At 65.0% G+C, this 18,728-nt stretch carries 16 protein-coding genes and 1 pseudogene; 10 read left to right on the top strand and 7 right to left on the bottom strand.

All coding sequences use genetic code 11. The features are described from left to right. The first annotated feature begins 8 nt into the window (after positions 1–8). Both C2138_RS00735 and C2138_RS00740 read left to right on the top strand, forming a co-directional pair. Positions 9–1,241 (top strand): FAD-dependent monooxygenase, encoded by a 1,233-nt coding sequence (locus C2138_RS00735; protein ID WP_108514739.1) that lies wholly within the window; start codon positions 9–11, stop codon positions 1,239–1,241. Then, on the top strand, positions 1,238–2,116 hold the full coding sequence (locus tag C2138_RS00740; RefSeq protein ID WP_108514741.1) for a fumarylacetoacetate hydrolase family protein: 879 nt from the start codon (positions 1,238–1,240) through the stop codon (positions 2,114–2,116). Before C2138_RS00735 ends, C2138_RS00740 begins: the two co-directional genes overlap by 4 nt. Here C2138_RS00740 and C2138_RS13870 read toward each other — a convergent pair. From C2138_RS13870 to C2138_RS00755, 3 genes are all read right to left on the bottom strand, one after another. After that, complete coding sequence (locus tag C2138_RS13870; protein WP_159078094.1) at positions 2,113–3,114, bottom strand: hypothetical protein; 1,002 nt, start codon at positions 3,112–3,114, stop codon at positions 2,113–2,115. The genes C2138_RS00740 and C2138_RS13870 overlap by 4 nt on opposite strands. A gap of 157 nt (positions 3,115–3,271) precedes the next feature. Next, positions 3,272–3,640 carry a hypothetical protein gene (locus C2138_RS13555; protein WP_159078095.1) on the bottom strand — a complete coding sequence of 123 codons (369 nt, stop codon included), beginning with the start codon at positions 3,638–3,640 and terminating at the stop codon, positions 3,272–3,274. 322 nt (positions 3,641–3,962) lie between these two features. Next, positions 3,963–5,084 (bottom strand): zinc-binding dehydrogenase, encoded by a 1,122-nt coding sequence (locus C2138_RS00755; RefSeq protein WP_158268819.1) that lies wholly within the window; start codon positions 5,082–5,084, stop codon positions 3,963–3,965. Positions 5,085–5,369: 285 nt separating this feature from the next. On the opposite strand from C2138_RS00755, the gene C2138_RS00760 reads away from it, so the two are divergent. From C2138_RS00760 to C2138_RS00775, 4 genes are read left to right on the top strand one after another with little or no spacing between them, the layout of a single operon-like run. Next, on the top strand, positions 5,370–6,608 hold the full coding sequence (locus C2138_RS00760) for an acyl-CoA dehydrogenase family protein (RefSeq protein WP_159078096.1): 1,239 nt from the start codon (positions 5,370–5,372) through the stop codon (positions 6,606–6,608). A gap of 11 nt (positions 6,609–6,619) precedes the next feature. Further along, positions 6,620–7,372 (top strand): SDR family NAD(P)-dependent oxidoreductase, encoded by a 753-nt coding sequence (locus tag C2138_RS00765; protein WP_108514748.1) that lies wholly within the window; start codon positions 6,620–6,622, stop codon positions 7,370–7,372. Then, positions 7,362–7,886 (top strand): flavin reductase family protein, encoded by a 525-nt coding sequence (locus tag C2138_RS00770; protein ID WP_233245528.1) that lies wholly within the window; start codon positions 7,362–7,364, stop codon positions 7,884–7,886. The genes C2138_RS00765 and C2138_RS00770 overlap by 11 nt, the downstream gene beginning before the upstream one ends. Positions 7,887–7,914: 28 nt before the next feature. Further along, positions 7,915–8,862 (top strand): NAD(P)H-binding protein, encoded by a 948-nt coding sequence (locus C2138_RS00775; RefSeq protein ID WP_338418814.1) that lies wholly within the window; start codon positions 7,915–7,917, stop codon positions 8,860–8,862. Positions 8,863–8,934: 72 nt separating this feature from the next. Here C2138_RS00775 and C2138_RS00780 read toward each other — a convergent pair whose 3' ends face one another. The 3 genes and pseudogenes from C2138_RS00780 to C2138_RS00790 all read right to left on the bottom strand — a co-directional run bounded on the left by C2138_RS00780 (position 8,935) and on the right by C2138_RS00790 (position 12,453). Further along, on the bottom strand, positions 8,935–9,996 hold the full coding sequence (locus tag C2138_RS00780) for a maleylacetate reductase (protein WP_108514750.1): 1,062 nt from the start codon (positions 9,994–9,996) through the stop codon (positions 8,935–8,937). Beyond that, positions 9,993–10,876: pseudogene (locus tag C2138_RS00785) on the bottom strand (dioxygenase family protein). The gene C2138_RS00780 and the pseudogene C2138_RS00785 overlap by 4 nt, the downstream one beginning before the upstream one ends. A 29-nt stretch (positions 10,877–10,905) precedes the next feature. Beyond that, complete coding sequence (locus C2138_RS00790; protein WP_108514752.1) at positions 10,906–12,453, bottom strand: class I adenylate-forming enzyme family protein; 1,548 nt, start codon at positions 12,451–12,453, stop codon at positions 10,906–10,908. Between the two features lie 334 nt (positions 12,454–12,787). On the opposite strand from C2138_RS00790, the gene C2138_RS00795 reads away from it, so the two are divergent. The 4 genes from C2138_RS00795 (at position 12,788) to C2138_RS00810 (ending at position 17,756) form a co-directional block, all read left to right on the top strand. Further along, on the top strand, positions 12,788–14,371 hold the full coding sequence (locus C2138_RS00795; RefSeq protein ID WP_158268821.1) for a sugar ABC transporter ATP-binding protein: 1,584 nt from the start codon (positions 12,788–12,790) through the stop codon (positions 14,369–14,371). Beyond that, positions 14,368–15,360 carry an ABC transporter permease gene (locus C2138_RS00800; protein ID WP_108514756.1) on the top strand — a complete coding sequence of 331 codons (993 nt, stop codon included), beginning with the start codon at positions 14,368–14,370 and terminating at the stop codon, positions 15,358–15,360. Before C2138_RS00795 ends, C2138_RS00800 begins: the two co-directional genes overlap by 4 nt. After that, positions 15,357–16,376, top strand: coding sequence for an ABC transporter permease (locus C2138_RS00805; protein WP_108514758.1), 1,020 nt, complete (start codon positions 15,357–15,359; stop codon positions 16,374–16,376). Before C2138_RS00800 ends, C2138_RS00805 begins: the two co-directional genes overlap by 4 nt. A 90-nt stretch (positions 16,377–16,466) precedes the next feature. Then, the gene (locus C2138_RS00810) at positions 16,467–17,756 is read left to right on the top strand and encodes a substrate-binding domain-containing protein (RefSeq protein WP_108514760.1); all 1,290 of its coding nucleotides are present in this window, start codon (positions 16,467–16,469) and stop codon (positions 17,754–17,756) included. A gap of 126 nt (positions 17,757–17,882) precedes the next feature. Here C2138_RS00810 and C2138_RS00815 read toward each other — a convergent pair whose 3' ends face one another. Next, a complete protein-coding gene (locus tag C2138_RS00815; RefSeq protein ID WP_159078097.1) occupies positions 17,883–18,725 on the bottom strand; it encodes a 4-hydroxyphenylacetate 3-hydroxylase C-terminal domain-containing protein in 843 nt (280 codons plus the stop codon). Between the last annotated feature and the right edge of the window lie 3 nt (positions 18,726–18,728).

Consider the following 18,728-nt stretch of genomic DNA (forward strand, 5'->3'; position numbering starts at 1 on the left):
GAAACACCATGACTGATACCAACGAGATCATCGTTGTCGGCTGCGGCATCGGCGGTGCCTCCGCGGCGCTCGCCCTCGGCCGCGCCGGCTTCACCGTTCGACTACTTGAGCGCGCCCCCGTCATCGCCGAGGTCGGCGCCGGCCTGCAGGTGGGGCCAAATGCCATGCGCATCCTGCGCGATCTAGGCGTTAATGACTATCTGACCCAGGCGGCTGTGCTGCCCGACCGGGCCGTGATGCGCGATATCCGCACAGGCGACGAGGTTGTGTCGTTCGACTTCGGAGCTGGCTTCCGCGAGGCCTATGAAATGCCCTACGCGGTTATGCACCGTGGCGACCTGCTCAACGGACTCATGAAGGCCGCCGAGGCGACAGGGCGCGTCACGATCGTTCCCGGCAAAGAGATCGTCGATATCACCGAGAACGGCGACACCGTCACCGTCTCTGCCTCCGACGGAACGGGCTATACGACCAAGGCTCTCATTGGCGCAGACGGCATCCGCTCGCGTGTTCGAAAGCACGTCATCGGCGACGCCACCCCTGTGGCCTCGAAGTACGTGATCTACCGTGGCACCATCCCGCGCACCGACGACATCGAGAACGCTGTCACCCTGCAGGCCGGGGCCAACCACCACGTCATGCACTACCCGATTCGCGGCGGCAGTGAGGTCAACGTCGTTGTCTCGTTCAAGAGCGAGCGGGATGTTGTGGGCGGCGACGGCTGGGGAACAGTCGAGGAGCTTCGCGAGGCCTTCGCCGACGTGAACCCGCAGGTCGCCCGCCTGCTTGAGCAGATCGATACGACCAACCGCTGGGTGCAGTTCGACCGCGCTCCGGAGGCTGGATGGACCAAGGGCCGCATCGTGCTCATGGGTGATGCTGCTCACCCGACCCACCAGTACCTCGCCCAGGGGGCTGGCCAGGCAATGGAAGACGCCGTGGAGCTCGCCCGCGTGCTGACCGAGTTTGGTGACGACGTTGCCGGAGCCTTCGTGGAGTTTGAGAAGCGCCGCTTCGACCGCACGAGTGCTGTGCAGCGCGGATCGCGCTTCTGGGGCGAGCTCAGCCACGTCGGCGGGGCAGAGGCCGACCAGCGCGACGCCCTCCTCGGCACGATCGAGCCAGAAGACCGCCGCTTCATCGACTGGATCTACACGACCCGCGACGACGTGCCGCTGCCCGTGATCCCGCCCCACCGCGACTCTTATGAGCCGCTCGAATCGGAGAGGGTTCTTTCATGAGGCTCGGACTCTTTAACGGTGGCCGTCTCGGCGCCGTCCACGAAGGTCAGGTCTACGACGTATCGTCGCTCGTCGGTGAGCCCGGCCCCGCCGGGCGCCTCGACGCCGCGATTCGCGCGGGAATCACGTCGATTCCGAGCGAGCTGCTGACGGCATCCGCTGTCTCTGGCGACACCGTCTCCGTCGACGACGTGCAGTGGGAGGCGCCGCTGCCGCGCCCCGGCAAGATCATCGGCGCCCCGGCTAACTACTACGACCACATCGACGAGATGCCCAACTCCGCCACGATTCTCGAGTGGGGGTTCTTTCTCAAGGCCGCCACATCGGTGATCGGCCCGAACGGCACGGTGGAGATTCCCTACACGGATGTTCCCACCCACCACGAGGGCGAACTCGCCGTTGTGATCGGCAAGGGGGGCCGTGACATCTCGCTCGACGACGCGTGGGACCGCGTCTACGGGTACACGTGCGTGCTCGACATCACGATCCGCTCGAGCGAGGACCGTTCGACCCGCAAGTCGTTCGACACGTTCACGCCGCTCGGCCCGGTCGTCGTGACGGCCGATGAAGTTGCCCATGCCGCGAACCTCGACCTTCGCCTGACGGTGAACGGCGAGGAGCGTCAGTCGAGCAACACGTCGAAGCTCATCTACGGAATCCCCGAGCTCATCGCGTATGCGAGCTCGGTGACGACCCTTGAGCCCGGTGACGTGATCGCGACGGGAACCCCGTCCGGCGTCAGTGAGATATTCGACGGCGACGTTGTGACCGTTGTGATCGATGGTATTGGCGAACTCACGGTCGACGTGACTAACCGCCGTGCGGTTCCGCACGCAGACCGGCCCGGCCCGAAGACGGCACTGCGCCGCTCCTAGGCACCGCGCGTCCGCGCCATTACTTGTGGAGGGGTCCGATACTCGTCTTCCCGGAACTCCGGAAGGCGAATATCGGACCCGTCACCTGGTTGCTGGTGCTGGCGTGGCCCCCGGTTCCGCGGAACCGGGGGCCACTTGTGTGCGCGGCGCCTTTGCTGCGCAACCCTCCACAGTCGCGGTCGGCTATACCTCGTCGGGGTGGTGGCAGGCCACGAAATGGTCGGGGGCAAGCTCTCGATATTCGGGAGTCGTATCGATGCAGAGGCCCGTTGGCAGAAGCCCGAGCACGGCGCGAGACGTGACCGACTTGCCCGAGCCGCTCTCGCCGACGAGACCGTGGGCACGGCCAGCGCCGAGGGAGATGCGGCGGGAACGAGCACAATGTGAGGGCTAGTCTGCAGAGCCCCGCAACCTTCGCCCGTCATTGACCCCCAGCTCGATTCGGGTGCCGGGATGCCGAGACCCAGAAAGCTCAGGCCGCCCTCCGTCGCGATAGCGACCGCGACGAGGGTCATCGAGTAGGCGACAACCGACACCACGACGTTGGGCAGCACCTGACCCGGGCAACCATGGGCATCAGAATCGCGCCGATTCCGAGAATCAGGGTCGACAAGCCAGGTCCGAGAAACACCGTGAGCGCGATCACCGCGACGATGAACCCATTCTGCAGCGAGCTGCTGAATCTCGGAGATCGTCGTCGCGCGCTCGTCTTCGCTCTTCGTGTCGCGGCTTGCGGCGAGAAGCGCGTCCATCTCTGTGTAACCGCCGCGGCCGAAGTTGACACCGGCGTTCGTCACGAGGGTCTGTCCTGCGCGGCGCAGGGTCTCGGGGGCGATTCCGCCCTCGACGGCGACGGCCTTCGACTCACCAGTGAGGGCTGCCACAACGAGGGTCGAGGGGGTGACCACCGACGACGTCATCTCGATGCCGACATCCTTGAACATCCGCTGCATCAGGGCAACAGCCTGGGTGACGACGTCGTTTTGGGGTGTGAGCACCTCGAACTTCGGCGCACTACCCGTCTCGTCCGTGTACTCGGCGATGAGCTATCGACCAGGAAGGGGCCCGCGCCGCAGCTGGCGAGACCGAAGTTCTCGCCAGCTGCGGCGACAGCGGTCGGTGACGGGATCATTGAGAGCGATCCGTCGGTGAAGCTCAGGGTGAATTGGCTGTTGGCCGACGTGAGGGTGAATACGACGGTCGATGCATCGGGGGCTGCCATCGGATCGATGGTGCGAGCATCCGCCGCTTGAAGCGACGTCGAGCCCTCGCGGGCCACGTTCGTGATGTGCGCGACGACCGCGGCGGAGTCGAGCGGGGTTCCGTCGCGCCGACGCGAAGCTCGCCGCCCGTGGTGGGCTCACCAATCTTGAACTCCTGGCCTTTGTAGAAGCCCGTGACGATCGAGTCATCGGTCGACTTCTCCGGCGTTGTGCCAGACCCCGAAGAGCAGGCGGCGAGGGTGATTGCCGCAAACGCACCAATCGCCGCAATCGCGGGTCGACGGACAGAAATAGAACTCATGGTGCCTCCTTGCACTGAGTAATGTGACGATCTGCGCGCACCACAAATCTCGGCCACCGGAGGGTGGCCAAGACAATGACGGAGCACGCCTCGCCTCGCCCAGCGACGGATGCGCCGGGCGGTTGCCGTGTACCCGGCCAATGTAGGTGCCCGTGGCCGACAAGGTTCGGGTCAGACCGAAGGCATGGGGAATCATCTGCCCCTCCATATGAATGGCGTTCTGGCCCCGATTCCTCGCGTCGATCGCGCCGTCGCTAGCGCACGTGACAGTGGGCCCGGGGGCAAAGCCAGCCCGGACCCACTGAGTGTTCTGCAGAGAGCGCTAACTCTGCGGCATGAGGATGGGCGCGAGGACCGAGCGCGCCATCATGTCGTCCATCGCCTGCGAAATATCGGCGAGCGGGTAGTGGGCGTCGATCATTCCAGCGACATCGAGCTGACCGCGCTCGATCATGCCGACCAGCCACGGGATGTCGCGGCGCTGGCTGATTCCGCCGCCCTGGCAGGCGTGGATGGTCTTGCCCTGCACCGCGAAGGGGAGGGCGGTGAAGGTTACCTTGGCGGTCATCATCTGGTCGGTGACGCTGCACAGCACAATGTGTCCACCCGAGCGGCACATGTCCCAGGCCTGCTCGATGGCGCGAGCATCCGCTGCCGCCTCGAAGACGAAGTCTCCACCGGCGCCGGCGAGCATTCCGCCCTTGTTGCCCGTGATCTCCTGAACAGCGGCAACGGGGTCGCCCGCGGTCGGGTCAACCACGTGGGTGGCGCCGAACTTGAGCGCGAGCTCGCGGCGGTGCGGCAGCGGGTCGACGGCGACGATCTTGCCAGCGCCGACCATCTTGGCGGCCTGGATGTAGGAGATGCCCACGGAACCCGCGCCGAGCACGACGACGTCGGCGCCCGGGGTGATCGGGGCGATGCGAAGCGCCGCGCCAACTCCGGTCGCAATCGGCAGGGCCACCATCGCGAGCTGATCGAACGGCAAGTCGGTGACGACCTTAGTGGCCTGGATGTCGGGCACGATCATGTGCTCGGCGAAGGCTCCGACGTAGGCGTTGCCTGCCATTTCTACGCCGTTGGCGTCTTTGTAGGTGTTGGGACCCATCCACGCCATTTCGGCACAGAACTCGGGCTTGTTGTTGATGCAGAAGTGGCATTCTCCGCACTCGGGTGTGCTCGTGACGACGACCTTGTCGCCGACCGCGAGGCGCTCGACCTTGGGGCCGATCTCGATGACAACGCCGGTGCCGCAGTGGCCGAGGATCTGGGGAACGGGCTGGCCGACCGTCTCGGGGTCGTTGGTGAGGGGAAAGTAGTCGGAAACCGAGACATTCGAGGCCTCGACGCGAACGACAACCTCGTGATCGCGCAGGGGAAGCGGCGTGACCTCCTGGATCTCGATGTTTGGCTTGCCGAGTTCAACCCAGACTGCTGCTCTCACGATAAATCCTCCTTGATTCGGGGGTGGGTGGCCTGCCCATGGCGTTTCGCAATCGGGGCCACACAAATACAGTACATATCCGTATTGATTATCAAGTGTGTCAAGTCCTGCTCTCCTCATCAAGCGCTGTTCCCATATAAATCAGCGGAGTCATCCTCTGAACTCGGGCTTCCCATTCGCCCCAGTGTCGTTTAGCATTTCGATACGCAGTCGATTACTAATTCGACTCCACACGCCAAGGCCAGCGCAGAAAACGCCCCGGTCGACATGTAAAGGAGCATGACCATGAGCATTGCAACTGAGGTGTATACACCCGGCACGAACCTCAGTGCCCAAGACCTCATCGCCGCAGCACGCGACATGCGGGAGCGTCTTCGCGACCAGCAGGAGGCGGCCGAGGGGCTCGGCGGTTACACGCAGGAGATCCACGAAGAGATGCTCTCCAAGGGCCTCTACCACCTGCTCACCCCCAAGGCGTTCGGCGGCCTCGAGATGAGCGTCGGCACCTTCGCCGAGGTCGTCATGGAGATCGCCCAGGGGGATCCCGGCAGCGGCTGGTGCTACAGCCTCGGCCACGGCCACGCCCTCTCGACGGCTGCGTGGTGGCCCGCCGATGTTCAGGAAGAGATCTACACGACGCCCCGCGGATACTTCCGCGCGTCGCAGTCGATGCCCCCGTCGGGAACCGCCAAGAAGGTCGACGGCGGCTACATCATTAACGCTCGCTCGCCCTACCAATCGGGCAGCCCCTACTCGACCCACGCGACCGTTCACGTGATGCTCGAAGGCGGCGACGAGAAGAACCCAACCTTCGTCCACGCGATCGTTCCTGAAGCTCAGTACAGCCGGGTCGACGACTGGGGTGGAGACGCGATCCTCGGTATGCGCTCGAGCGGTTCCAACAGCGTTCTCGTTGAGAACCAGTTCGTTCCTGAGAAGTACGTTGTCTCGGGCGACTGGCTGCAGCTGCCCGAGATCTCCACCTCGCCCGGAGCAGAGCTCCACCAGAACTCGCTCTACCTCGGCGTACCGCAGACCTTCCTCATGACGGAGCTCGCCGCCGTCATGGTCGGAACCGCCTACGCCGCGATCGACGAATACAAGGAGATCATCACCTCCCGCACGACGATCCTTCCCCCGCGCATGCTGCGCTCGCAGGACCCGCAGCACCAGCGCGACATCGGCACCGCGATCATGATGGCCGACTCGGCTAAGACCATCGTGCTCGCGGTCAACCAGCGTGCAGCAGCCTGGAGCGAAGAGGCCTTCCGTGGCGGACAGCCCTTCACTCGGGCGATGGACATCAAGAACTTCGGCGAGCTCATTCAGGCGGCAGACCTCGCCAGCGAAGCCGTTGAACTCCTGTACCGTTCTGCAGGTGCCAGCGCCGCCAAGAAGGGCCAGCGCATGCAGCGCTACATGCGTGACGCGCAGATGTACCGCACGCACAACGTTGCACAGTACGCCCAGATCGCGCAGCGCATCGGCGCCGTCAATGTCGGCGAAGCCAAGTCGATCTACTAGGGAGAACCACAATGCCTGACCTCACTGGAAAAACCGCCGTCGTTACCGGCGGAGCCCGCGGCATCGGCCGTGCCTACGCAGAACGCCTTGCCGCTGACGGCGCCAAGGTCGCCATCATCGACCTCGGCGACGCATCCGAAACCGTCGCCGCAATCGAGGCGGCGGGGGGAACCGCGCTCGCCGTTCGCGCTGACATCTCATCGCCCGACGAGGTCGCCCGCGCGGCGGCCGAAGTCGAGGGTGCCTATGGTGCCGTGCAGATCCTCATCAACAACGCAGGCATCCACCCGGACCCGCCAGTGCCCTTCCTTGAGATGACGTTCGAGCAGTGGCGCCGTATGCAGTCGATCAACATCGACTCCATGTTTCTCGTCACGCGGGCATTCGCGCCCAAGATGGCGGAGACCGGCTGGGGACGCATCGTCAACCTGAGCTCGGCATCCGTCTGGGTCGCCGTTCCCAACGGATCGCACTACGGCGCGTCCAAGGCGGCCGTCGTTGGTCTCACCCGCGGGCTAGCGACCGAGCTCGGCGACTTCGGCATCACGGTCAACGCGATCGCGCCGAGCATGGTTCGCACCGACGGCCTGCTCAACTTCGCGACGGAAGACCAGTTTGACGGTGTCGCGTTGACGCAGTCCGTCAAGAAGAAGATGCTGCCGGAGCATCTCGTCGGCGCCATGGCGTTCCTCGTATCTGAGGAGGCCGAGCTCATGACGGCTCAGGTGCTCCACGTTGACGGGGGCTCGGTCCGTGTCGGCTGAGATGACGCTCGAGACGGAGGCCGCGCTCACCAGCACGGTTCTCCGCAGCGTCTTCTCGTGCTTCCCGAGCGGGGTCGTGTCGCTCTGCGCGCTTACGCGCGACGAGAGCGGCACCCCCGCCCCGCACGGCATGGTCGCGAGCTCGTTCACCTCGGTGTCGATCGACCCGCCGCTCGTCTCCGTCTACATCGCGGAGGGCTCGTCGACCTGGGCCCAGTTGCGCCAGGTTGAGCGCATCGGTGTGAGCGTGCTTGGCGCAGCCCACTCGGTGCTCGGCCGGCAGATGTCGGTGCGCGGAGTCGACCGGTTCGCCGGAATCGACTGGCGCACTCGGCCCAACGGCGCGATCTATCTCGACGGGGCAGCGGCGACGTTCGAGTGCAGCGTCGAAATGGAACTCGAAGTCGGCGACCACACTCTTGCGGTGCTCCGCATCCACGATGTCGACACCGACATGAGCGTCGAACCGCTTGTGTTCCACCAAAGCAAGTTCAAGCAGCTCGCTGGGCGCTGAAGCCCCGAGCACTACGAAAGGACACCCGATGGTTATTGCCGTCACCGGTGCGAGCGGACAGCTCGGCCACCTCATCATCGACAAGCTGATCGAGCGCGGTGCAGCGCCCGCCGACATCGTGGGGATCGCCCGCACCGTCGAGAAGGCAGCAGACCTCGCCGCTCGTGGCATTGAGATCCGCCAGGCCGACTACTCCGACGCAGCAACCCTGCCGGCCGCCCTCGCGGGCGTCGACCGACTCGTGCTCGTCTCGGGCAGCGAGATCGGCCAGCGCGCGGCTCAGCACCACAACATCATTGAGGCCGCCAAGGCTGCCGGTGTCGGCTTCATCGCATACACGAGCCTGCTCAACGCCGACAAGTCGACGCTCGGCCTGGCTGAAGAGCACCGTGCGACCGAGGCAGAGCTGGCCACCGCAGGCATCCCCTTCGCCGTGCTGCGCAACGGCTGGTACACCGAGAACTACACGGCAGGACTAGAGCCGGCTCTCGCCAGCGGCGCGCTCTACGGCGCGGCAGGCGAAGGCCGCATCGCGACCGCGACCCGCGCAGACTACGCCGAGGCCGCAGCAGCGATCGCTCTCTCGGCCGAGGCCGAGTCCGGCTCGATCCTCGAGCTGGGTGGCGACGAGCCGCACACGCTCGCCGAGCTCGCCCGCGTCGTCTCCGAGGTCAGCGGCACCGCCGTCGCCTACGAGAACCTCACCCCGAGGGCCTGCGCGACGCACAAATGGCCGCCGGGGTGCCCGAGGGCTGGGCGGAGTTCGCCGCGGCCACCGATCGTGGCATCGCCGGGGGAGACCTCGACACCGACTCGCGCGCACTCTCGGCCCTCATCGGCCGCCCGACGACGCCCCTCGCTGACGCCGTCAGCGCGGCACTCGGCAAGTAGCACTCGCGCACCTCGCAGCCCCCGTCCTCACAAAGGGTGGGGGCTGCTCGCGTGCGCCGGGCTCGCGCGTCCAAAAAACAGCTGAGGGGTCCCAGATGCGGGTTCCGGATGCTCCGGAAGTCGCATTTGGGACCCCTCAACGGGTGCCGGTGGAGTTCTACCCGAGTGCGCCGATCCATGCTCGCTCCAGCAGATCGCGCAGGCCCGCCTCCGTGACGGGGCGAGGGTTGGCGTACGGGCTTGCGAGGGCTGCGGCAACCACAGTCTCGAGGTCTTCGTGCTTGACGCCAAGCTGCTCAAGCGACGAGGGAACATCCCATGCCGCTCGCAGCTCCACGAGGCGAGCTACAGGGTCGGCGCCGAGCGCGCGACCGAGTGCGGCCTGGGCCGACGGCGAGGATGCGAGGTTGTACTCGAGCACGTAGGGCAGCACGATCGTGTGCGTCTCCGAGTGCGGCAGGTTGAACGTGCCGCCGAGGATGTGGCACAGCTTGTGGTGCAGCGACATCGTGGTCGCGCCGAGGCACGATCCGCAGAGCCAGGCGCCGTAGAGCAACTCGGAGCGCCCGACGAGGTCGTCGGCCGTTTCGCGCAGGCGGGGGAGCCCGGCGGCGATCGCGCGCACGCCTTCCTCGGCCATGAGCTCGATCATCGGGGAGCGGTCGGGCGCCCAGAGGGCCTCGACCGCGTGCGCGATGGCGTTCATGCCGCTTGTCACGGACATGCCGAGCGGCAGCGTGAGCGTGAGCTCGGGGTCGTAGACGACTTTGACGGGGAGGACGGCGCGGTCGCGTCCCGTTGTCTTGACGTTGTTCTCAGTGAGGCCCCAGACGGGCGTCATCTCGGAGCCCGCGTACGTCGTAGGGATCGCGACCGTGGGGATGCGGTACCGCAGCGATAGGGCCTTGCCGAGGCCGATGGTGGAACCGCCGCCGACCGCGACACAGCCGTCGGCCTGCATGTCGGTGACAACCGCTGCAGCCTCGTCGACGATTTCGATCGGCACGTGCATCCGCGCCTTCGTGAAGATGCCGCCGGCGATGTCGCCGAGGATGCCGGCGACGCGCTCGGCAAGGTCTGCCTGCTCGGGGGTCGAAAGCACGATCACTCGCGTGAGGCCGAGCTTTTCGATGTGTTTGCGCAACTGGCCGAGCGAGCCGACGCCGAAGGAAACGTCCATCGGCTGGGCGATGTAGTCAAACGTGATGGGGGTGCTCATGCGGCGGACTCCTCTTCATCGCGCGCGAGCACGATGTCGATTGTTGCGTGGTGGAAGGGGGCCTCGAGTCCCGACTCTGCGGCAAGGGCCGCATCGCTCGTCGGGACGAAGGGAACAACGAGGCTGCCGCGAACGGCGAAGACGGTGTCGGAATCGATGTAGGGGCTGTCGGCCACAAAGATGTGGGTGGTCAGCTCGCGGAACCCGGGCGCGTTCACCATGAAGTGCACGTGCGCGGGCGGTACGGATGACGCCCCGTGAGGCCGAGCAGCTTGCCGACGGGCCCGTCGTCGGGGATCGGGTAGTGGCTGGGCACGATCGAGCGGAAGCGGAAGTTGCCGTCAGCGTCGGTCGTGAAGATGCCGCGGCCGTTGCCTGCCGGCTGCACTTCGGGCTGCTGCACGTCGTAGAAGCCGTCCTCGTTGCACTGCCAGACGTCGACCTCGGCGCCGGCGATGGGGTTTCCTTCGGGGTCGGTGACCCGGCCCGTGATGTAGGAGGGGTCGCCGCCCGGGAGCATGTTGATTTCGTCGCCGAGCTCGCGGCGAGGCGACTCTGTCATGTGGAACGGGCCGAGAACGGTCGCCTCGGTGACGTGCTCGTCGTCGCTGTCATTGAGCGTCTCCACGAGCATCGAAATGCCGAGAACATCGGAGAGCAGCACGAACTCTTGGCGAGTGTCGTCACACATGTGGCCGACCTGGGTGAGAAAGTCGATCGCGGTGTTGAGCTCGCCGGGGGTGAGCTGCAGCTCTTTGACGGCGGAGTGCAGGTGGGTCGTTACGACCTGCAGAATCTCGCGCAGGCGCGGTTCGGTGGAGGGGGCGAAGCTGTCGAGCACGGCCTGGGTCAGGTCGTCTCCGCTGAGGTCGGAGCTCATGTCCTGTTCCTTTCGTTGGAAGAGTTAGTTCACGATGAGGTGGTCGCGGGGTTGAACGCCTCGCGGATGATGCGGCGCGAGAGTTTGCCTGCCGGGGTGCGGGGCAAGGGGTCCGCGCTCAGCAGCACCGTGACGACTGCGTCGTCGCCTGAGCTGCGGCCGTGCCACCAGTCCCGAATGTCCTGCTCGGCGAATTCGCTGCCCGGTTTGAGCGAGATGACCGCTTCAGGCCGTTCGCCCAGGTCTGTGTCGGGCCGACCGATCACGACAACCTCGTGGATTGCGGGGTGGTCTGCAAAGGCGTCTTCGAGGTCTGATGGCACGACGGCCGTGCCGCGCACCGTGATGATGTCGTCGCTTCTATCCGTGAGAAACAGCACACCATCCTCACGCATGCGACCAAGGTCACCTGTTCGCACATAGCCGTCCGCCGTGATCTTCTCCGCCGTGGCCTCAGGGTTGTCCCAGTACCGGGCGAGCTTGCCGGCGGCATCCGCCGTAATCTCGCCGGGTTCTCCGAGGGCGAGTTCTTTGCCTTCGGGGGAGACGATGCGGACAGCGGAGCGCAGGGTGGGGCGGCCGACGCTGCGCAGCAGCTCTGGCTCGCCCGAGACGCCTCGTGCCACGAGGTCTGGTGTGAGAGCGGCGATGGGCACGCATTCGCTCTGCCCGTAGCAGAACGTGAGGACGGGGCCGAAGCGTTCTGTGAGGGTGCGGATGACGCGGGAACGGAGCGGGGCGCCCGCGGAGATGATGCTGCGGATGCTCGTGAGGTCGAAGGTGTCAATGCCGGGGTCTTCGCTCAGCGACTGAACGAGCGGCGGCAGAGCGCTGATGATCGTGGCTCGATGCTGCTGAACGAGGCGAGCTGCTGTAGCGGCCGTGCGGTCGGGCGAGATGACGATCTCGATGCCACGGGCGATGCACGAGAAAAGGAACGTTCCTGCGGGACCGGAGAATGGGCCAGCGGCGAGAAAGCGGTCGACCTGTGCCGCAGGGGCGGGCAGCAGGCCCATGAGGTCGATGCTCACGTCGACCCAGCGACCGTGTGTTTGCACGGCGCCCTTGGGGCGGCCGGTTGTGCCGCCGGTGAAGCCGATCTGGACAACCTCATCGTCGCCGAGCACGAGGCCGGGATCACGGGGATCCGCGGCGGCAAGAACATCGTTGTATTTGAGGTGGCCAGAGTCGGAATCGACTATGACGGCTTCGAGGTGCTCAAGAGCAATAAGGGAGTCGGCGCACTCGGCAAGGCCGATCGGATCGGTGATGAGCACGCGGGCGCGACTATTTTCGAGCATGTAGCGGTGTGCTTCTGCTGTGTTGCCCTGGTGGAGGGGGACCCTCACGAAGCCGCCTATGGCGATGCCCGCGATTTCTTCTGGCGACCGCAGTGCGTTGACGCCGAGTGTTGCCACGGCGTCCCCGCGGCGAAGCCCGAGAGCCGAGAGCGCGTTGGCGAGGCGGTACGACCGAGCGAGCAGCTGGCTCGCCGTGAGCGTTACGCCTTCGAACGTGACGGCTGGTGCGTCAGGTCGTTGCTGCGCGAACTTGCGCAGAATTTGTCCGCAGTCCATGACACCCCTTTGTGATGCGCGATCACCGCCATTCGGCGACAAGTGTTAACCGTAGGAGCGCGCTAATGGCCGGGGCAAAGACGAACCCCAGCAATACTTATTAGGCGGGGTGCATAAGCGCGCGGCTTCGGCGGCTTTATTGAGCTGCCTATGTGCCCGAAACGCTGTCCGAGCGCTCCGCATACATAACCGTGAACAAATGAAACCGCTCGTACTATGTCTTTCCGTCGGCAGCATGCCGTCGCATAGCGTGGCTCCACCGGGCAAGGAACAAGTCCGGTGAGGGGCGTACCCGCACTACGACGACGATGTTGGCAAAGGAACACAGATGGTAATGGCCACAGGAACGCAGTCTGCGCCTGCTGAAGGCCCAGACGCCGGTGCGCAGTCGCCCCACGGCGCTATCCGCATTACCGATCTCGCAAAGCGATTCGGGCCGGTCAAGGCGATTCGCCACGCCGAGTTCGACATCCACGCCGGAGAAGTCCATGTGCTCATGGGCGAGAATGGTTCGGGCAAGAGCACGCTCGTCAAGATTCTGAGCGGCGTCCAGATTCCCGACCGCGGCACGGTGACCATCGGCGGCGTAACAACCAAGGGATTTTCTAGCCCGCGGGCGGCCCGCGCGGCAGGCATCATCACGGTGTTCCAGGAGGTTCTGACGGCGGATGGTCGAACGGTCCTTGAGAACGTGTGGGTGGGCATCGATGGCCTTGTGCGCAACCGCATCCCCGCCAAGATCAAGCGCGAACGAGCCACCGCAGTTCTCGACGAACTCCTCGGTTATGTTCCTGACCTCAATGGCCCGGTAGCCGAGCTGTCGCTGAGCGAGCGCCAGGCGTGCGTCATCGCCCGCGCTCTCGTGGCGAGCCCCAAGCTCCTCATCCTCGACGAGGCGACGTCCGCTCTCGATGTCGCTACCCGCGACCGCCTTCTTGCCATCATCACGCGCCTGAGTGCTGAGGGTGTCAGCACCCTCTTCATCAGCCACCGCATGGATGAGGTCGAGCTGATCGGTAACCGGGTCACGGTGCTTCGCGCAGGCGAGACCGTGGCGTCGTTTGAGCAAGGCAAATGGCAGGCGCAGGACCTCGTCCGCGCGATGAGCGGTGCTGCACACTCCGCAGAAGAGGCCCGAGAGAACCGAGTCAAGGGCAAAGGTGTTGCTGCCGAGCCGTCGATCGAGACCAAGCAGTTGCGGCTCTCTCGCGCTAGCAGCCGCATCGACGTCACCATCCGCCGCGGCGAGGTCGTCGGCCTCGCTGGGCTTGAAGGCCACGGGCAGGAGCAGTTCTTGCTGGCGCTCGCGGGCATCCGCCCCGGTTCCTCGGGAGAGGTCGTGCGGTTCGCCGAGTCGGGTGCGATCGCGATCGAGTCGAACCGTGTGGCTGCCCGCAACGGAATCGCCTATCTGCCGCGAGACCGCCGCGGTGACGCCATCTTTGGGTGGATGCCTATTCGCGACAACTTCGCGATGCCGACGCTCGCAGAAGACAAGAAGTTCGGCCTGGTCACGGCCAAGCGCATCGACGCTCGCCTCAATCACTGGCGCGAGGCGTTGTCGATTAAGTTCGGGCACTCATCGGATGCGATTACGACCCTCAGCGGCGGCAACCAGCAGAAGGTCATCCTCGCACGGTGGCTCGCGGCCGGTCCCAGCGTTCTGCTGCTCAACGACCCCACCCGTGGCATCGACATCAATGCCAAGCGTGACCTTTACCGCGTGATCTCCAAGCTTGCCGATGAAGGGATGAGCATTGTGATGCTCTCATCGGAGATCGACGAACACCTAGACCTTATGGACCGCGTCATTGTCTTCAGGGAGCACACGGTCTTCGACGAGCTCACTCACGACGAGCTCACCCGCGAGCGTCTCGTTGCCGCCTATTTCGGAAAGAAAGAAGGTGACTCCGAATGACCTCAACAACTTCGTTGGCCCTGCCGCAGGCGCGCACCAGAAAAGAGAACATGCGGGCCTGGATCGCCAAGTACTACTTTGTGCCAGCGCTCGTCATTGCGGCTGTGCTGCTCGTGGTTAACCTCGGTCTGCAGCCCAACTTCAACTGGGGACAGCAGCTGCTGATCTTCGCCCCGTTCGCAATCGTTGCCATGGCGAGTTCGTTCGCGCCCATGGTTGGTGGCGGTGGAATCGACCTGTCGATTTCTCCTGTGATGACCTTCACGAGCGCCGTCTATGTGATCTGGCTTGCGCCAGCGGGGGTGAACCCGTTCATCGCTGTTCCCCTCGTGCTGCTCGCCGGGGTCGTCGTTGGCATCGTCAACGGCCTCATTGTCACGCGCCTACGGGTTTCTCCGATCATCGCGACGCTGTGCATGAACTTCATCATCATCGGCGTCTGCCTCAAGGTTGCGCCCCAGGCCGCGGTGCTCACGAGCGGGTGGACCAAGGACTTCGCTCGCGACGGCCTGTTCGGCATCCCGGCGGGCATCGTGCTCGTCGCTATCCCTGTGATCCTGTGGGCGATTCTTCGTCTCATCCCGTTTGCTCGCACCCTTCTGTGGGTCGGCAGCAACGACGTCGCAGCATTCGCGAGCGGCGTCAACGTTGACCTGGTCAGGGTCGTGACGTATGCGCTCGGTGGCCTTGTAGCGGGTGTCGGCGGAATCGCTTTGGTCACCCTTTCGGGCACGGTGGATGCCTCGACAGCGTCGTCGTATCTCGTGCCGGGGCTCGTCGCCATGGCGCTCGGTGGCATCGCCGTCGAGGGCGGCCGAGGCGGCATGGCCGGTCCCATCTTCGGTGCCGCCATCATCTTTCTGCTTCAGGGGGCGCTCACCGAGGCCGGATTCCCCCAGGCCTGGCTCCAGGTCGTTTATGGAGCCCTGCTCGTGGGAGCAATCATCTTCAGCAAGAAGCTCAGCATCACCGGACGGAGCGCCTCATGACCACCACGTCAACAATCGTGGTCGCAGAAGACCCCTCCGTAATGGTTCGCGTGTGGCGCAGGTTGCTCGGGGTGCAAAAGGAGTTCCCTGTTCTGCAGCTGCTCGCCGTTGCGGTCATTCTCGTGATCGGCGCCAACGCTCTGCCCGGCCTACTTAACCCCAGCAGCATCCGCCTCATGCTCGTGATGGCGGCCATCACGGGAATCGCCGCTCTCGGGCAGACGCTGGTGATCATCGTTGGCGGAATCGACCTCTCGATTGCCAGCATGATCGGTGCGGGCGCCCTGGCGATCAGCCAGCTGCCCTCCATCACGGGCCTCGACTTCTGGGTCATCTTCGTGGGAGTGATCGTGGGTGCCGGGGTCATCGGTGCCGGCGTGGGATATGTGAGCCACCGCTTCGATCTCAACCCGCTCATCATCAGCCTGGGGGCTGGCGCCATTGCCCTCGGCATCGCGCTGGTGCTCACGGGCGGCAGCTTCACAGGCACGGCGCCGGCGTGGCTCGGCAAGTTCATGTCGCCGATTTCTACGACGTTCGGCTTGCCGATTCCTCCCGTCGTCTCGCTGTGGATCGTCATTGCGATCGTCATGTTCGTGCTGTTCACCTGGACGGCGACGGGCCGGCGTCTCTCGGCCGTTGGCACGAACCGCAAGGCGGCAGACCTCACACTCATTCGCAGCCGCAAAATGTGGGTCATTGTCTTCATGGTGAGTGCAATCGGCTCCGCCGTGGTCGGCATTCTGCTTGCTGGCTATTCGGGCAGCGCCGACCTCACGCTGGGCAACACCTATATGTTCCAGAGCCTCGCGGCCGTCGTCGTGGGCGGAACCATGATGGGCGGCAAGGGGGACTACAACCGCACCATCACGGGAGCGCTTCTCATCACGGCCCTCAACACCGTTCTCATCGGCATCGGGTTCTCCTATGCCGACCAGCAGATTCTCTTCGGCCTCGTCATCCTTGGCGCTGTCGTTGCTTATGGACGCGAACGCAAACTGCGCGATCGCATCTAACCCGAATGTCTCCGGTTCCCTCCGGAGCGTGCAACACATCCCGCAACCACACACACATTGCAAAGTCGCAAAGGAATCAGGTAACACCAGATGACTAACTCATTCATCGGCCGTCGGATGTCGCGCCGCGCACCCGCGCTCGCGATCGCCACTTTCGTGGTCGGTATTTCCCTCGTCGGCTGCGCAGCAGAGGCAGGAACCGAGTCCGGTTCGGGCGAATCGGTTTCTGCCGCGTCGCTCGCCGCTTCGGGCTGCGGCTCGCTGCCCGGCGCCCTGCCGGCCGACCCTGAGGGCGTTCTCGCGGGGATCTCCGACGAGACGCTCGTCGGCTTCGGCGGCGCCGAGGTCGAGCTCAAAGCCAGCGCCTGGGCCGACGTCGCAGAGAACGCGGGCCCGTGGAAGATCGGCTACAGCGCGCTGCCGATCACGGGTGCCATCAACCAGGCATACCTTGACCAGTTCAACAAGCGCTTTGACGAGGCCAAGAAGCTCGGACTGGTCGAGGGCGAGTTTGAGGTAAACCTCATGCCCGACCCCACCTCGATGTCTCCTGCTCAACAGCTCCAGGGTTACCAGTCGCTCGTGAGCCGCGGCGTCGACGCGATCATCATGCAGCCGTTCTCGCCTGCAGGTATGACGAGTGCAGTCGACGAGGCGGGAGAGGCCGGAATCGTCACGGCGGCCCTCAGCCCCATGAACAGCGCCTATGCAGTCAACTCGATGGTGACCTTTTACCAGGATGCTGGGTCTGCTGCCGCCGCAACGCTCGGTCAGCTCAAGGACGGCAAGGGCAAGGTTCTCGTCGTGCACGGCTTCGACGGAATCGACCCGGAGATTCAAGGCTTCAACGGCGTGAAGGCCGCTCTTGCCGAGTGCCCCGATGTCGAGGTTGTTGGCGAGATCTCGGCTGCATTCACCAACGCGACCGCCAAGACTGCGGTGCAGAACTTCCTCGCGTCGTACCCCGGTGAGATCGACGCCGTCGTTCAGATGGGTGGCATGGCAACGGGCATCATCAACGCTTTCGAGCAGGTCGGCCGCACCGTGCCGCTTGTCGCCGGAAACGGCATCAGCGCAGGCGCCCTCGCGTACTGGGCCGAGAAGGCCGACACGTACTCGCCCGCCGGAGTCGCAGGCAGCCCCGAGCAGCAGGCAGACGCAGTCTGGGAGGTTCTCATCCGCACCCTGTCAGGCAAGGGAGCCAAGATGAACGTCATGGCTCTGCCGCCGACGCTTATCACGAGCGAAAACGTGAACGACTTCACGATCGAGGGCGCTGACACGACGTCTGATGCGTCGATGGCTCCTGGCGCGCCTTACTCGCCGGCGAACATCCTCGACGAGTTCTTCACCAAGTCGGGCACCCCGCTCAGCAAGTAGTGAGAAGTAGCGATAAACAAAGCCCCCGGCTCCTCTCGGAGTCGGGGGCTTTGTCGTTCTCTGCTTAGACCGTGACCCTCTCGGCGGCCGCGGGCATCTCAACGTCAAGCACGGAAAGCACGCGGCTCACGAGACGGTCGCGATCGGGAAAGATCGCTCGGTCTTGGTGCGCCACAGCCCGGCGCCCCGGTTGGCGTGCAGCTCGAAGGCCGACTCCCGAGCGTCAAGGGCCGAGCTCACGTGGTCCCACGCAAGGTGAAGTACGGCCGAGCGCTGCAGTGCCGTATAGCAGCCACCCCCAAACGACTGCTCGAGGCCAGCAAGCACGGGGTCGGCGAGTTCAGCATCCGACGGTGCCGTGACCATCGATGACCCGGGGATGATGCGCAGGATCTCGTTGAGCTTGCGCTGGTTCTGCATCATCCGCAGGCTGCCTGCGGCGAGGTGACGCAGGTTCGGCGACGGGATGCCCGTCGGCGACGACCAGTCGGGGTCGAGTTCGGATGCCACAAGGGCGCTTCGAACCGCCTCAAGCTCCACCATCATGTCGGTGAGGTGCTCGCGTGTCTTCGGGTTGCCCTTCTGCCCCATGATGTCGGTGAGCGCGAGGGCGAGGCCGAGCGAGAACTCGCCCTTGGCATACAAGCAGTAGAGCTGGTGCCAGTTGGTCCATGCCCACGTCACCTGGTCGGGGCGTGCAGCCGGCGGGCTGGCGGCGGATGCGGTGGGGAACACGCGATCCCAAGGCACGACGACATTCTCGAGCCACATTTGGGCGTCGAGTTCGTCGAACCGGCTGCTGAGCGGCGCCAGGAAGGGGTTCTCGTGGCGGGCGGAGATCTTGCGGGCCATGAGTCTGACGCCGGGGGAGTCGACCGCAACGGCGAAGGCCGCCCTGTGGTCGCCTAGCGTGACTCCGCTGCCGATGCGGATGTAGACATCGTCAGCGAAGGGTGAGGCCGAGTGCATCGC

Source organism: Salinibacterium hongtaonis, assembly GCF_003065485.1.
Classification (GTDB): domain Bacteria; phylum Actinomycetota; class Actinomycetes; order Actinomycetales; family Microbacteriaceae; genus Homoserinimonas; species Homoserinimonas hongtaonis.

Excerpts from the sequence above, each read along its gene's own strand:
- C2138_RS00810 (WP_108514760.1), top strand. The coding sequence starts at position 16,467 with ATGACTAACTCATTCATCGGCCGTCGGATGTCGCGCCGCGCACCCGCG.
- C2138_RS00775 (WP_338418814.1), top strand. The coding sequence starts at position 7,915 with ATGGTTATTGCCGTCACCGGTGCGAGCGGACAGCTCGGCCACCTCATC.
- C2138_RS00765 (WP_108514748.1), top strand. The coding sequence starts at position 6,620 with ATGCCTGACCTCACTGGAAAAACCGCCGTCGTTACCGGCGGAGCCCGC.
- C2138_RS00815 (WP_159078097.1), bottom strand. The coding sequence starts at position 18,725 with ATGCACTCGGCCTCACCCTTCGCTGACGATGTCTACATCCGCATCGGC.
- C2138_RS00800 (WP_108514756.1), top strand. The coding sequence starts at position 14,368 with ATGACCTCAACAACTTCGTTGGCCCTGCCGCAGGCGCGCACCAGAAAA.
- C2138_RS00740 (WP_108514741.1), top strand. The coding sequence starts at position 1,238 with ATGAGGCTCGGACTCTTTAACGGTGGCCGTCTCGGCGCCGTCCACGAA.
- C2138_RS13555 (WP_159078095.1), bottom strand. The coding sequence starts at position 3,640 with ATGAGTTCTATTTCTGTCCGTCGACCCGCGATTGCGGCGATTGGTGCG.
- C2138_RS00760 (WP_159078096.1), top strand. The coding sequence starts at position 5,370 with ATGAGCATTGCAACTGAGGTGTATACACCCGGCACGAACCTCAGTGCC.
- C2138_RS00805 (WP_108514758.1), top strand. The coding sequence starts at position 15,357 with ATGACCACCACGTCAACAATCGTGGTCGCAGAAGACCCCTCCGTAATG.
- C2138_RS00780 (WP_108514750.1), bottom strand. The coding sequence starts at position 9,996 with ATGAGCACCCCCATCACGTTTGACTACATCGCCCAGCCGATGGACGTT.
- C2138_RS00795 (WP_158268821.1), top strand. The coding sequence starts at position 12,788 with ATGGCCACAGGAACGCAGTCTGCGCCTGCTGAAGGCCCAGACGCCGGT.
- C2138_RS00790 (WP_108514752.1), bottom strand. The coding sequence starts at position 12,453 with ATGGACTGCGGACAAATTCTGCGCAAGTTCGCGCAGCAACGACCTGAC.
- C2138_RS00735 (WP_108514739.1), top strand. The coding sequence starts at position 9 with ATGACTGATACCAACGAGATCATCGTTGTCGGCTGCGGCATCGGCGGT.